The following is a 13,070-nucleotide window of genomic DNA, read 5'->3' on the forward strand; positions in this document are numbered from 1 at the left end:
CCGGCTACTTCAGTTGTAGAACCACTTTTCCTGCGGCGGTGCGATTTTCGAGTGACAGTATGGCATCGGATGCCTTGTCGATCGAGAACACCGTCGGCTCCGGGGCGGTCAGTTCTCCCGACGCCAGCAGCGGTTCCAGCTCCGCCCACTGAGTCGCGAGGTACCCCGGCCGCGTCATCCACCATGCGCCCCAACCGACACCGACGACGTCGACGTTGTTGAGCAACAGGCGATTCACCTTCACTGTCGGGATCTCGCCGCCCGTGAAACCGAGCACCAGGATGCGTCCCGACGGCGCCAAACTCCTGATGCTGTCGGTGAACCGATCACCGCCGACAGGATCGACGACGAGGTCGACGCCTCTGCCGTCGGTCAGCTTCTTGACGGCGTCCTTCCATCCTGTTCCGTCCGCGTCCGCGGTGAGCACGACGTCGGTGGCGCCTGCAGCCCTCGCGATCTCACCCTTTGCCTCGGTGCTGACGACCGCGATCACGCGCGACGCTCCGAGTACCGGCGCCAACCGCAGCGCAGACGTTCCGATACCGCCTGCAGCGCCGTGCACCAGCACGGTCTCGCCCTCGGCCAATCGCCCTCGTTCGCGAAGCGCGAAGTGCACCGTCAGGTCGTTGAAGAGCACACCCGCCCCTGCCGTGAGCGACACGGCGTCGGGTAGTGGAAACACGGTGTCGGGCGAGACGACGGCGACCTCCGCCATACCGTCGGACAGTCCGGTCAGCGCGGCGACACGGTCGCCAGGGGCGAACCCCGATCCCTCCGGCGCCGAGCGCACGATCCCGGCGATCTCGCTGCCGGGAACGAACGGTAGTTCCGGCTTGTACTGGTACAGCCCCCTGGTCAGCAGCGCATCCGGGTACGCGACGCCCGCCGCCTCGACGTCGATCACCAACGCGTCGTCGCGAACCGCGGGTTCGTCGATGTCGACGATCTGCACCGATTCCGGGCCGTCGAGACTCGTGATGTGTACCGCGCGCATGTGCTGTCCTCTCGGAAGATCTGCTGCCAGGGGGAATGCCGACGATCTACGTACCTCGATCCCACCGTACAAGTCGATGTGATCGAATCGACTCATGAGTACCCCCCTCACCGTCGAAACACCGTCCGGGCCGGCGCGCGGAGGCATCGTCGTCGTCCAGGAAGCCTTCGGAGTGACCACCCACATCGTCGACATCTGCCGGCGCCTCGCCGACGCCGGCTGGGTAGCCGTCGCACCCCATCTCTTCCACCGCCAGGACAAGCAGATTCACGATTACACCGACATGGACTCGGCGATGGCGTCCATCGGCGCGCTGCAGGCCACCGAGGTCGATGCCGACGTCGACGCGGCCCTCGGTGACATCGCCGCCCGAGGCTTCGAACCGGCCCAGTCCGCGATCATCGGGTTCTGCATGGGCGGATCGGTTGCCTTCCACACCGCTGTTCGACGCACGCTCGGCGCAGCCGCCACCTACTACGGCGGCGGTATCGACAAAGCCCGCTTCGGTTATCCGACAATGCTGTCCGTCGCCGACGCACTCCAGACACCGTGGCACGGTTTCTTCGGCGGCCTGGACACCGGCATTCCCGTCGAACAGGTGGAACAACTGCGTGCCGCCGCAGCAACGGCCCCTGTGTCGACCGAGATCACTCGCTATGCAGAAGGCCGGCACGGCTTCAACTGCAACGACCGGCCCGCGGTCTACAACCCCGACGCCGCCGCCGACGCCTGGGTCCGCACTCTCGACTGGTTCGACGGCCATGTCGCCCACTGAACCGAGCTCGACCGAACGAGGAACGGACGAACCAGGAACGGACGAACCAGGAACGGACGAGACGGAGCAGGTCCGAGCGTTCTGGCAGGAGCTCGAACTTCCGGGGCTGTTCGACGTCCACACCCACTTCATGCCGAAGAACGTCATGGACAAGGTGTGGGCGTACTTCGACAGTGCGGGGCCGCTCGTGGGCATGGACTGGCCGATCACCTACCGCGAGGACGAGGAGGTGCGGCTGAACCGGCTGCGCGAGTTCGGCGTACGCGGTTTCACGTCGATGATCTATCCGCACAAGCCGGGGATGGCCGCGTGGCTGAATTCGTGGGGTGCAGATTTTGCGCAACGCACACCGGATTGCCTTCGGACGGCAACGTTCTATCCCGAGCCCGACGCGGGACGGTATGTCGCCGACGCGATTGCCTCCGGGACCCGAATCTTCAAGTCGCACATCCAGGTCGGGAACTACTCTCCCGGCGATTCGATGCTGGATCCCGTATGGGGCGCCATCGAGGATGCGGCGATACCCGTCGTCATCCACTGCGGTTCCGGCCCTGCACCCGGCGATCACACCGGGCCTGAGCCGATCGCGGCACTGCTTCGACGCTTTCCGCGCTTGCCGTTGATCATCGCGCACATGGGCATGCCCGAGTACACCGAATTCCTCGATCTCGCGACGCTTCACCAGGAGGTACGGCTGGACACCACCATGTCCTTCACCGATTTCTCCGAGTCGGCGTGGCCGTTTCCGGTCGCCGAGAGATCGCGTCTACTGGATCTGCAGGACCGCATCTTGTTCGGAAGCGACTTTCCCAACATCCCGTACCCGTATCTCGATGCGCTGGGGGCCGTCCGTCGACTCGATCTGGGCGACGACTGGGTTCGAGATGTCTGCTACCACAACGGCGCAACCCTCTTCGGACTGCACGACGCCTGAGCCGAAGCACCTGAACCGAAGGTCAGGCCCGCTTGAAACTGCGAAGCGCCTCGCTGGCCGCACTGCCTTGACGGAAGCCCGCCTCGGCGGCTGCAGAACGCACAGCCGGGTCCGTGGGGTCGGGTCCGATGACGGACAGGGTTTCGGCGTCGGGCCGGATGACCTCGACGCTCGAACCTCCCGCGATCAAGCGTTCACGCTCGGCCGCCGACGGATCCTGCCCGGCATCGATGACGCCGACCTGCAGGATCAGGACTTTCGCGAAACCGACTGCGAGGTCGGCGTTCTCGCTGGATCGAACGCCTCCGTCGACATAACGGTGCACGCCTATCGTCACCGGTGGCCACATTCCCGGGATGGCGCAGCTGGCCGCGACAGCGTCGACCAATCGCACTCCGGAATCACGGTTCAGCACGCGGTGTCGGCCCGACTCCGCGTCCACCGCCACGACCCTGAGATCGCGGTCCGGCCACTCGTGCGACGGCAGCCGGTGTGCGATCACCGCACGCCGTTCGGCTTCGGACGGTGTCGACGCCGCCAGTGCGGCGGTACCGACGTAGCGGGCGAAGCGCTGACGGTCGCCGGCGGCCCGCTCGGCTGCCGTGTCGAGCAGCTCGTTCAACGAATCGATCGACACGTTCGGGCGCGGCTCGTCGATCTGCAATTCGGGCCGAACCTGCTTGTCGTAGAGGTCCGCGAGCGACACACCACTGCTGACCTGGGCTGCGACGGCTGCGCCCGCCGAGGTGCCGAGCAGCATGTCCGACCAGTCGGGGCCGGTCACGTCGACGCCGGCGTGGGCCAGTCCGTGAAGCAGTCCCGTCTGCCATGCGATTCCGGCGACCCCACCGCCGCCGAGAACCAACGCTGTGCGCGACACATTCATCCCCTTCGATACGAACATCCCCGGCTACGTTCTTCGAGCCCCAGGCACAGAACCTACTACCTCGGTGTCGACTCACTCGCGGAGCCAGACTGTCGATTCACCCGCGGAGCCAGCCAAGCGACCAGATCGGCGAGGACCTGCTCACGTTCGGGTTCGTTGAAGACCTCGTGGAACAAGCCGTCGTACACCTCGAGGGTGAGGTCGGTGGAGCCGGCTCTCTCGGCGATCATCCGGCTGCCTGCCACGTCGGCGAGCTTGTCCTCGCTGCCGTGCTGCAGCAGCACCGGCAGCGTCAACGACGGCAGAGCCGCCGGGAAACTGTCCATCGCGCCGACGAGGTGGCTGGCCAACCCGGCAGGAACCTTCCCGTGATGCACGAGAGGATCCGCGTCGTACGCGGCGACGACGGCGGGGTCGCGCGAGACGTCGGCCGAGTCGAGTGCCTGAACCGGAACGGAAGGCGCGATTCTGCCGAGAATCTTTCCGATCGGGACGAGGATCTTGGGTGTTCCGTCACCGAGCACCACGGCCGGTCCGGACAGCATCAGACCGTCGAGCTCGGCTTGATGCTCGAGTGCGTACGACAGCGCGATAGCGCCGCCCATGCTGTGCCCGAGCAGGAAGGTCTTGGTGTTCGGGTGCGCGGCGCGGGCGATGCGGAACAGCTCGTGCAGGTCGCTCACGTAGTCCGACCAGCTCTTGGACTCGAGCCGTTTGCCACCCGACCGCCCGTGCCCTCGGTGGTCGATCGCGTACACGACCAGACCGAGGTCGCCGAGGACGGCGGCAACGTGGTCGTAGCGTCGGGCATGCTCACCCAGTCCGTGGGACAACACCACCAGCCCGGTGATCTCGGCATCGGGCGTCCAGACGTCGTACACGATGTCGGTTCCGTGCCGGCCAACGAGCGAGAACTCGGCTCTGTCCACAGTGGTGCTCCTCACGTCGGGTGTGGGCCCATCCGATCACGTGGCGGGTTCGAAGAACAGTCGTGAGCATCTTTGCCCGAAAATAACTGTTACCTTTAGTCAGAGTAAATTTCTTGCGGTCGTTTTTTCGAGAGGGGGTATACGACCCTCATGACCCAGCCGACTCCGAGCGTGCCGCTCACGTGGCGCGATCCCAAGAGATACCTGTGGCCTCTCGGTCTCGTGATCCCGCTCAGCCCGTTCATGGCCTGGGGCCTGGTCAGCTGGCTCGGTCCCGGCGCGTTCTGGCTGCTGGGCCTGGTGATCATGGGCATCGTCATCCCGCTCGTCGACGCCTTCTCCGGCGTCGACCGTCGTAACCCGCCCGTCGAAGCCGCCGAGGCACTCGAGAAGGACAAGTACTACCGCTGGTGCCTGTATCTGCTGATTCCGCTGCAGTACGCCGGACTCGTCCTGGCCTGCTACCTGTGGGCGCACGGACCTCTCGGAGTACCGGAGCGCATCGGGTTGGCGATCACCATCGGAATCGTCGGCGGAGTCGGAATCAACGCCGCCCACGAGCTCGGCCACAAACGTGAGAACGTCGAGCGCTGGATGTCCAAGGTGACATTGGCGCAGTCGTTCTACGGGCACTTCTACGTCGAGCACAACCACGGTCACCACGTACGCGTCGCGACGCCGGAGGATCCTGCGTCGGCCAAGTACGGCGAAAGCTTCTGGAGGTTTCTTCCGCGGAGCATGATCGGCGGCATCGTCTCCGCCTGGGAGCTCGAGCAGCGACGGCTCCATCGCATCGGCAAGTCACGCTGGACCGCACACAATCACCTGTTCAACGCGGCGGCCATCTCGGTCGTGTTGTTCGCGGCTCTGATCGCAGGCTTCGGCTGGATCGTGGCGCCGTACCTGGTGCTGCAGGCAGTGATCGCGGTGATTCTCTTCGAGGCCGCGAACTACCTGGAGCACTACGGGCTGCTGCGGCAGAAGACGAAGCGCGGGCGGTACGAGCGCACCAACCACACCCACAGCTGGAACAGCGATCACCTGTGGAGCAACCTGTTTCTGTACCACCTCCAGCGGCACAGCGACCACCACGCCAACCCGGTGCGGCGGTACCAATCCCTGCGCAGCATGGACGATTCCCCGCAGCTCCCAGCCGGGTACGCAGTGATGATCTTCTGCGCACTCGTGCCTCCGCTGTGGCGAAAGGTGATGGATCAGAGGCTGATCGACTACTACGACGGGGACATGTCGCGCATCAATTCCTTGTGAGTGGAGTGCCCTAGTCGTCTGTCTGCGCCCGGAGGTACCGCCCGAAGTGGGGGACCGTGAAGGCGATGGTTCCCCGCTCGGCGGAGTAAATCAGGCCCTTCTTGATGAGCCCGTCCCGTGCGGGGGACAACGACGCGGGCTTGCGGCCCAGCTCGGTGGCCACCGCGGATGTCGGCACCGACGCATCGTCGCCCGAAAGATCGGCCATCGCGCGCATGTACTCGCGCTCCGCTGGGGTTGCCCGCTCGTACCGCGAACCGAAGAATCCGACCGCCAGCTCTTCCTCCGCGGTCGGCGCCGCGACACGAACGTCCTCGGCGGTGATCGGTGTTTCGGCCGCGAGATCCCACGTCGCCTTGCCGTACGCCTGCACGAAGTACGGGTATCCGTCCGCGGCGTCGTACAGCGCGTCGAGTGCCTCGGTGGTGAACTCGACGTCCTCGCGATCCGCAGGAGCGATCAGCGCAAGATCAGCCGCGGTCCGTTCCAGCCTGCCGATGCGGTGATAGCTGAACAGCCGCTCCGAATAGCTCTTCGACGCGGAGAGGACTGCAGGCAGATGCGGCAGCCCTGCGCCGACGATGATCAGCGGCGCCGCGTCCTGACTCAGCTCGTGGCAGGCCGCGCACAGCGCCGAGATGTCGGCAGGCCCGAGATCCTGCATTTCGTCGATGAAGATGGCGATGCCTACGCCGACGTCCCCGGCCAGCGCCGACGCGTCGAGCAGCAGTTCGACCAAGTCGATCTCGATGTCACCCGAGTCGGCTCGTCCGGTCTTCGCCGGAACGTCGATGCCGGGCTGCCAACGCTCGCGCATGCCCTTGTCCGCCGACGCTCGGAGCGCGAACGCCTTGAGCACTCCGAGAAACTCGTCGACGCGCTCGGGATCCCGGTGCGACGCGGCGATTCCTCGGACGGCCATGTGTAGTGCCGACGACAGTGGCCGTCGCAGCTCCTGGTCCGGCCGCGCTTCGATCTTGCCGGTGCCCCATCCTCGCGCGACGGCCGCCGAACGCAAGTGATTCAGCAATACCGTTTTCCCGACGCCTCGCAGACCCGTCAGTACGACGCTTCGCTCCGGACGGCCACGGGTGATGCGCTCGAGTACGACGTCGAAGGCGTCGAGTTGCTTCTTTCGCCCGGCGAGTTCGGGCGGACGTTGACCTGCGCCGGGAGCGTAGGGGTTACGCACGGGGTCCATGGGGTCAAAGTAACAAGTGGGATTGCACTTTATGGGTACATCTAGGCCGTGTCCTAGAGAGTGTTATCGAGGCCTAGCAACTTCATCGCGCCGTATCGGGCACTATCGGCTGGCCGCTAGACACCGTTAGACGACCGAATTCTTGCTCTGCACGGGCAGGCGAGAGTACTTTGACACTCGTGCAGAAGTTTCTCGTAGTACACCGCCGTAGCGGGGTCTGATTCGGACCGACCCCCGCTGCGGGTCGTTGTGCTACCTATCTCGGTCCTTCCTTCACATTCGGAAAGACCACTTCCATGAACGCTCTCCCCTGCACCTCTTCCGCCCCGTCGTCTGCCAGCGAGTCCTTCGCGTCGCGTTTCGGCGGCATTCTCCCGCCGGAACTGACGGCCTCCGCGCAGGCCATGACCTGGTCGGAGTTCCGTGCCGAGTTCAGCGGCGCCTCGGGTCCGATCCGCCTGGGCAGCTGGCAGGAATCCGACGCGCGAGGCGGCCGGAAGACCTTCGATGCGACCTTCGGGATCGGCGACTCCATTCACTCCACGACGGCAACCAGCTTCGGCCCGATCGACGCGTTGACGTCGATGCTCTACGACGCAGGCATCCACATCGAGATCACCGCGTTCCACCAGCAACCGCTGGGCCTGCATGAGCTTCTGCACGGCTCGACGGCGACCTTCGTCCAGTGCGACATCGACGGTCGACGCGAATGGGCGATGGCCATCGACGCGAGCAGCGTCGAATCATCGATCAGGGCCGTCATCGGCGCAGCCAACCTACTACTCGACCGGCGCAGGGCTGCACGTCCGTCTCTGGATGGTTCTACACCTCTATCGGCTGCGCGCTAGATATGCGTAGAAGGCGATAGCAACGCTCACTATCGCCTTCTACGGCTTTCTTCCATGGACACTAGAAACATGTAGAAAGCGCTACGGCATTTCCATCGTCTGGGCCCGCCGAATCTCGCCGACCGCGCGTTGGATGTAGCCCTGGGCCGCGACCTTTCGCCTGACCAGCAAGTCGGTGATGATCAGGATCGCGTGCTCCGGCCGGGGAAACGGCCGTTGCTCCGCGGCCTCCTGCATGTGATCGGCGACGCCGAGCGCCCCCGTCAGCACCTCGACGAAGCCGGGAACGTCCAGATCCTCGTACCACGCGGCCGACGCCCGGACCGCGCTCGTCAACGCATCCTGGACGTCTTCGCCGGTGAGACCGTCGGGATGCAATTCTTCGAGTAGCGAACGCACCATCTCGGCGTGGATCGAGGAGACCTGGGCTCTGTCCTCGGAGTCGAGACTCCGCGCGGCGTCGTCGAAGTCGCCTTTCGAGCGGGCGCGTGCCGCGGTGATTGCGTCATCGGTTGCGTCGGCGATCGCGCGTACGGTCGGCGGCCAGTCGGAGTTCTCGATCACCGGTCGATTCTCGCAGGCAGGACCGACAGTTCGTGTACATGTAACCCGGATTCATACTAAAGTCGACTGAATGAGCACCGCCATGGACCGCAGAATCGTCGTCAACGAGGGTATGCACCTCGCCGTGTTCGAGACCGGCAAACCGGACGGCGAGACGATCGTGCTGGTTCACGGCTGGCCCGACACGCACGAGTTGTGGAGCCACATCGTCCCGCTCCTCGAAGACGACTATCGCGTCGTGTCCTACGACGTGCGCGGAGCAGGCGAGAGCACGATTCCTCAGGAGCGGTCGGCATACCGGCTCCGCAACCTGGCCTCCGACTTCTATGCAGTGATCGACGCCGTCAGCCCGGACCGGAAAGTCCACGTCCTCGCGCACGACTGGGGCGCAGTCCAGGCCTGGGAAGCAGCGGCCGAGCCACACGCCATCGACCGCATCGCCTCCTACACATCCATTTCCGGTCCCAACCTCGACCACCTCGGCAAATGGTCGCGCTCGCGCCTCGCGAAACCGACGGCGGAGGGCATCCGACACGTCCTCGCCCAGGTGCGCGCCTCCTGGTACACGGTCACGTTCCACATCCCCGGACTGTCGACGCTGCGAATCAAACGCCAGTTCGCCAAAGGGTGGCCCGCGTTCCTGCAGGAGTTCTCGGGCGTCGATCCTGCTCTGGTGACACAGAATTCGACCCTGTGGTCCGATGCAACCAACGGCACCAACCTCTATCGCGCCAACATCGTTCCACGACTGACGAAGCCGCGGGAACGCTACGTGGACATCCCCGTCCAACTGATCGTGAACACCGAAGACGTCGCCGTGCGCCCGTACCACTACGCGGACACAGGCAAGTGGGTGAAGAACTTGACTCGCAACGACATTCCAGCAGGCCACTGGTCGCCGATCTCCCACGCGCGCGACATCGCGGAACTCACCAAGACATACATCGCCGGACTGGCCGCTGAGTAGCCGGCCGTCGACCGAAGAACATCTCAGGGCGCGAGAACCAGCTTGTGCCGCACCGATGATGCTCGGCTCCATGCCTTCTCGACGTCGGACAGCGGAACTTCCTCGTACTCGATCCGAAGCTTGCCTTCGGCTGCCCAGTCACTGATCCGACGGTAGGCGTCGACCACCGCTTGCGGCCCGTGGTGAATCGGCATGAACCCTGCGACCGTCGCTCCCAGTGCCCTCATGAGCTGTGCCGGGATCGTGATGTCGGCTCCGGCTCGGTCGCCGATCTGAATGGACCGCACGCCTCGGTTTCCCGCCCGAAGCGCGGCGAGTGCCACAGTCCCCCAGGTGTAATCGAGGATCACGTCGACGCCTCCGGACGCGTCGCGGATCGCTGCCGTCAGGTCGCCTTCGGTCGAGCCGACGGCGACCACACCGGTGGCGCCGAGTTCCAGCGTCGCCTCCAATGCCTGCCGGTCGCGTCCGACGACCGTGATGGACCCGGCGCCGAGCAAGGACGCAGCCTGCACGGCGATGCGCCCGACCACGCCGGTGCCGCCCAGGATGACGACGCTCTCGCCTGCCTTCAGGTGCGCCCCCTCGACGAGCGGCATACTTCCCGCCAGGCCTGCGTTTCCCAAGGTCGCGGCGGTTCCGAAGTCCAGGCCGTCCGGAATGTCGATCAGGTTGCCCACGGGTACGGGCGCGAACTCGGCCATCGAACCGAACGGAGCCCGCGGCAGGGAGAAGTACACCCGACGTCCGTCGGCGGTGACGCCACCGCCTTCGATGCCTGCGATCACGGGCAGGGTTCGCGGGCTCAGGTAGTGCCCGCCCGAGGCGATGGCAATATCGACGGCATTGATCGTGGCCGCTTCCACCCGAAGCACCTCGATGCCCTCCGCACCCGTCGGGTCCTCGTGATCGGCGAACCTCGGAATCCCGTACTCGGTCAGAACTGCTGCTTTCACGACGTGCCTCCACCCATCGTCCGCACCCTCACGCGGGTGACTGAATCGGTATTCACTGAATCTAGATTCAGTCTGTACGCTACACACGTAGCTGTCAACCGAAAGGGCGCATGTGCCGACCACTTCACGCGAGCTTCAAGCCGCCCGAACCCGCACGGAACTCGAGGACGCCGCGCGCGTCGTGTTCGCGCGGACGGGATACCTCGCGGCCAAGATCACCGACATCACGCGCGAGGCCGGCCGGTCGACGGGGTCGTTCTACAACCATTTCGACAGCAAGGACGCACTACTGCTCGCCCTCGCCGAACGGCTCGGCGAGGAAGCCGACGCGATAGTCGCCGCGCAGGATCCGGTCGCACGAACCGCGCGAACCATGCGTCCCCACCTCGAGGTGTTCTGGCGGATCTTCGGCGAGAATCGAACAGTCATCGACGCGCTCCGCGACGCAGCCCTCGTCAACGACGAACTCTCCTCCCGTGTCGAAGAATTCACCATCCTGCAGTTCGAGCCGTGGGTCGACAGACTGCGCGGATTCGAGAGCGACGGCGTCGAGCTGCCGGCGTCACCCGCGGTGACGGCGCAGCTCGTAGCCGGCGCCGCCGAGTCGTTCGCACGCCGATGGACGGGCGAACCGTCGCACGGACTCGATGCGCTCGTCGACTTCGTCGATCGCGCAGTCTTCGGTCCACTCGTGAACACACGCCCCGATCAGGCGAGGTGACCACGCAGCGTGTCGGAGGTGTAGTCCCGACGAAAGAGCCCCCGCGACTGCAGGACAGGTACTACATGGTCGACGAAGTCATCCAAACCGTCCGGATACAGCGGGGGCATCAGGTTGAAGCCGTCCGCTGCACCGCCGTCGATCCAGGCCTCGATCTCGTCGGCGATGGACTCGGGAGTGCCGATCATCGTCGCATGGCCGCCGCCCGCGGCGAGCGTGCCGAGCAGCTCACCGACGGTCGGAGAGTCTTTCGCGATGATCCGAAGGATGGTCTCGTACCGTCCGTGGGGCCCGGTGAATTCCTCGATGGGAGGCAGTGAAGGGACAGGAGCATCGAGTTCCCACGCACTGCAGTCTTGTTCGATGAACGTGCTCAGTTGTTTCAACGACTGCTCCACCGGCAACAAGGCGTCGAGCTCGTCCTTCTTCGCTCTCGCCTCGGCTGTGGTCGATCCGACGTAGGTCACGAGGCCGGGCATGACGCCGACGGACGAGGGTTCCCGTCCAGCACTGCGGATCCGAGCCTTCACATCCGCGTAATACGCTGCGCCGGATTCGATATCGTAGGCGACTGCATAGATCGCCTCTGCGTAGCGGGCGGCCAGATCCCGGCCCTGCCCCGACGCACCTGCCTGGAACAGCACCGGCCGGCCCTGCGGTGAACGAGGGACCGTCAGCGGACCGTCGACCCGGAAATGCTTGCCCGAGTGGTCTATCCGATTCACCTTGTCCGGATCGGCGTACATGCCGCCACGGTCGAGTACGAGAGCATCGGCGTCCCACGTGTCCCACAGAGCGAGGGCGACGTCGACGAACTCCTCGGCACGCGCGTATCTCTCACCCCGAGGCGGGATCTCGCCGAAGCCGTGATTGCGCGCTTCGGCGTCGAACATCGAGGTGACGACGTTCCATCCTGCCCGTCCGCCGCTGATGTGGTCGAGGGAGGCGAGCAGCCGCGCGGCGTGGAACGGTGTGTAGAACGTGGTGGACACCGTGGTCACCAGGCCGATGTGCGTCGTCGCCCGCGCCATCGCCGTCAGCGCGGTGATCGGTTCCAGAAACCATGTTCCCGCTCCTGCCGGGTCACGCACCGAGTGGCCGTCGGCGAAGAACACCGCGTCGAGTTTGCCGCGCTCCGCCGTCCGTGCGAGCTTCTCGTAGTACCCGATATCGCCCAGGTCCTCGACGCGCGAACGCGGATGTCGCCAGGCGGCGCTGTGGTGACCGCAGTTGTACAGGAAGGCGTTCAGATGCATCATCAGTCCTTGACCAATCCACCGTCCACGACGAGATTCTGGCCGGTCACCGAACGGGACCACGGCGATGCGAAGAACAGCAACGCATCGGCGAACTCCTCGGGCGTCACCACACGTTTCAATGGAGTGGAGGCGGCGATGAAGTCGAAGACCTCCTCCGGCGTCGCGGCGCTCGCGTCGGTCGTGCGCAACAGGCCGCCGGACACCATGTTGACGGTGATGCCGTCGCCGCCGAGGTCGGCCGCAAGCGTCCTGGTCAGCGACAGAAGAGCGGCCTTCGACGCTGTGTAGTCGTGGTACGGCACCACGGGGTTCTGAAACAGGTTGGTGCCGACGTTGACGATCCGGCCCGATCCGGCGGCCCGCATACCCGGCACCGCGCGCTGAGTCGTATTGAGAGCACCGCGCACTGCGCCCTGGAACTGGGCGTCGAACTGGGCCCAGGAGATGGTGTCCGCCTTGCTGCGCGCGTCACCGTCGAACGAGAAATCGGCGAGAGCATTGTTGACGACGGTGGTGACCGACGTGCCGAAATGCTGCTCGGCTGCCGTGAACAGGGCATCGACCTGGGCAGGATCGGTGACGTCAGCCGCGACCGCAATACCGCCGATCTCCGACGCCAGTGCCTCCGCAGCCTCGCGGCTACGCCGATAGTTGACGACGACGTGTGCTCCCTGCGCAGCGAACGCGCGGGCCACTGCAGTTCCCAGGCCCCGTCCGGCTCCGGTGACAACGACGGTCTGACGATCGAAGTTCATGCGTGTGCCTCT

Annotated in this window: 14 protein-coding genes; 6 read left to right on the forward strand and 8 right to left on the reverse strand. The window is 65.3% G+C overall.

All coding sequences use genetic code 11. From position 1 onward, the window contains the following. Positions 1–4: 4 nt before the first annotated feature. Complete coding sequence (locus CH292_RS12210; RefSeq protein WP_179277958.1) at positions 5–994, reverse strand: NADPH:quinone oxidoreductase family protein; 990 nt, start codon at positions 992–994, stop codon at positions 5–7. 94 nt (positions 995–1,088) lie between these two features. On the opposite strand from CH292_RS12210, the gene CH292_RS12215 reads away from it, so the two are divergent. Both CH292_RS12215 and CH292_RS12220 read left to right on the forward strand, forming a co-directional pair. Further along, entirely contained in the window at positions 1,089–1,769 is a 681-nt protein-coding gene (locus tag CH292_RS12215) for a dienelactone hydrolase family protein (RefSeq protein ID WP_094654844.1), read from the forward strand. Further along, positions 1,756–2,703, forward strand: a complete 948-nt coding sequence (locus CH292_RS12220; RefSeq protein ID WP_179277959.1) for an amidohydrolase family protein — start codon at positions 1,756–1,758, stop codon at positions 2,701–2,703. Before CH292_RS12215 ends, CH292_RS12220 begins: the two co-directional genes overlap by 14 nt. A gap of 22 nt (positions 2,704–2,725) precedes the next feature. On the opposite strand, the gene CH292_RS12225 is transcribed toward CH292_RS12220, so the two are convergent. Continuing rightward, on the reverse strand, positions 2,726–3,589 hold the full coding sequence (locus CH292_RS12225; protein WP_256978118.1) for a patatin-like phospholipase family protein: 864 nt from the start codon (positions 3,587–3,589) through the stop codon (positions 2,726–2,728). A 56-nt stretch (positions 3,590–3,645) separates the two neighbouring features. Beyond that, positions 3,646–4,518, reverse strand: coding sequence for an alpha/beta hydrolase (locus tag CH292_RS12230; RefSeq protein ID WP_037140009.1), 873 nt, complete (start codon positions 4,516–4,518; stop codon positions 3,646–3,648). A gap of 150 nt (positions 4,519–4,668) precedes the next feature. On the opposite strand from CH292_RS12230, the gene CH292_RS12235 reads away from it, so the two are divergent. Next, on the forward strand, positions 4,669–5,787 hold the full coding sequence (locus CH292_RS12235; protein ID WP_094626553.1) for an alkane 1-monooxygenase: 1,119 nt from the start codon (positions 4,669–4,671) through the stop codon (positions 5,785–5,787). Between the two features lie 10 nt (positions 5,788–5,797). Here CH292_RS12235 and CH292_RS12240 read toward each other — a convergent pair whose 3' ends face one another. Continuing rightward, complete coding sequence (locus CH292_RS12240; RefSeq protein ID WP_019666979.1) at positions 5,798–6,988, reverse strand: ATP-binding protein; 1,191 nt, start codon at positions 6,986–6,988, stop codon at positions 5,798–5,800. 296 nt (positions 6,989–7,284) lie between these two features. Between CH292_RS12240 and CH292_RS12245 the strand changes: the two genes are divergently transcribed. Further along, complete coding sequence (locus CH292_RS12245) at positions 7,285–7,836, forward strand: alpha-isopropylmalate synthase regulatory domain-containing protein (RefSeq protein ID WP_020112465.1); 552 nt, start codon at positions 7,285–7,287, stop codon at positions 7,834–7,836. A gap of 81 nt (positions 7,837–7,917) precedes the next feature. On the opposite strand, the gene CH292_RS12250 is transcribed toward CH292_RS12245, so the two are convergent. Further along, on the reverse strand, positions 7,918–8,400 hold the full coding sequence (locus CH292_RS12250) for a hypothetical protein (protein WP_019666981.1): 483 nt from the start codon (positions 8,398–8,400) through the stop codon (positions 7,918–7,920). Between the two features lie 70 nt (positions 8,401–8,470). Between CH292_RS12250 and CH292_RS12255 the strand changes: the two genes are divergently transcribed. Further along, a complete protein-coding gene (locus CH292_RS12255) occupies positions 8,471–9,367 on the forward strand; it encodes an alpha/beta fold hydrolase (RefSeq protein WP_094654846.1) in 897 nt (298 codons plus the stop codon). Between the two features lie 23 nt (positions 9,368–9,390). Here CH292_RS12255 and CH292_RS12260 read toward each other — a convergent pair whose 3' ends face one another. Beyond that, positions 9,391–10,323 carry a zinc-binding alcohol dehydrogenase family protein gene (locus tag CH292_RS12260; protein ID WP_020112468.1) on the reverse strand — a complete coding sequence of 311 codons (933 nt, stop codon included), beginning with the start codon at positions 10,321–10,323 and terminating at the stop codon, positions 9,391–9,393. A gap of 112 nt (positions 10,324–10,435) precedes the next feature. On the opposite strand from CH292_RS12260, the gene CH292_RS12265 reads away from it, so the two are divergent. Continuing rightward, positions 10,436–11,044 carry a TetR/AcrR family transcriptional regulator gene (locus CH292_RS12265; RefSeq protein WP_019666984.1) on the forward strand — a complete coding sequence of 203 codons (609 nt, stop codon included), beginning with the start codon at positions 10,436–10,438 and terminating at the stop codon, positions 11,042–11,044. Here the strand turns inward: CH292_RS12265 and CH292_RS12270 are convergent. Together CH292_RS12270 and CH292_RS12275 are read right to left on the reverse strand one after the other, a co-directional pair. Continuing rightward, positions 11,032–12,303, reverse strand: coding sequence for an LLM class flavin-dependent oxidoreductase (locus tag CH292_RS12270; RefSeq protein ID WP_094654847.1), 1,272 nt, complete (start codon positions 12,301–12,303; stop codon positions 11,032–11,034). The genes CH292_RS12265 and CH292_RS12270 overlap by 13 nt on opposite strands. Then, positions 12,303–13,058, reverse strand: coding sequence for a 3-oxoacyl-ACP reductase (locus tag CH292_RS12275; protein WP_037109586.1), 756 nt, complete (start codon positions 13,056–13,058; stop codon positions 12,303–12,305). Before CH292_RS12275 ends, CH292_RS12270 begins: the two co-directional genes overlap by 1 nt. Positions 13,059–13,070: the final 12 nt, after the last annotated feature.

The sequence above is a fragment of the Rhodococcus sp. 14-2470-1a genome (assembly GCF_002259425.1).
In the GTDB taxonomy this organism is placed as follows: domain Bacteria; phylum Actinomycetota; class Actinomycetes; order Mycobacteriales; family Mycobacteriaceae; genus Rhodococcoides; species Rhodococcoides fascians_E.